Annotated in this window: 1 protein-coding gene; it reads left to right on the top strand. The window is 33.7% G+C overall.

The features are described 5' to 3' along the window. Window positions 1–56: 56 nt before the first annotated feature. On the top strand, window positions 57–694 hold a 638-nt coding region (locus HMPREF2642_RS02010; protein ID WP_070597616.1), incomplete at its 3' end, for an IS6-like element IS257 family transposase.

Here is a 694-nt window from a genome sequence, read left to right as displayed (position 1 = left end):
GGTTCTGTTGCAAAGTTGAATTTATAATATAATTTTAACAAAAAGGAGTCTTCTGTATGAACTATTTCAGATATAAACAATTTAACAAGGATGTTATCACTGTAGCCGTTGGCTACTATCTAAGATATGCATTGAGTTATCGTGATATATCTGAAATATTAAGGGAACGTGGTGTAAACGTTCATCATTCAACGGTCTACCGTTGGGTTCAAGAATATGCCCCAATTTTATATCAAATTTGGAAGAAAAAGCATAAAAAAGCTTACTACAAATGGCGTATTGATGAGACGTACATCAAAATAAAAGGAAAATGGAGCTATTTATATCGTGCCATTGATACAGAGGGACATACATTAGATATTTGGTTGCGTAAGCAACGAGATAATCATTCAGCATATGCGTTTATCAAACGTCTCATTAAACAATTTGGTAAACCTCAAAAGGTAGTTACAGATCAGGCACCCTCAACGAAGGTAGCAATGGCTAAAGTAATTAAAGCTTTTAAACTTAAACCTGACTGTCATTGTGCATCGAAATATCTGAATAACCTCATTGAGCAAGATCACCGTCATATTAAAGTAAGAAAGACAAGATATCAAAGTATCAATACGGCAAAGAATACTTTAAAAGGTATTGAATGTATTTACGCTCTATATAAAAAGAACCGCAGGTCTCTTCAGATCTACGGATTTTC

The sequence above is a fragment of the Staphylococcus sp. HMSC055A09 genome (genome assembly GCF_001809655.1).
In the GTDB taxonomy this organism is placed as follows: Bacteria; Bacillota; Bacilli; order Staphylococcales; family Staphylococcaceae; genus Staphylococcus; species Staphylococcus capitis.
Note: the sequence above shows the minus strand (reverse complement) of the source record. Positions and strands in the feature narration are given on the sequence as shown.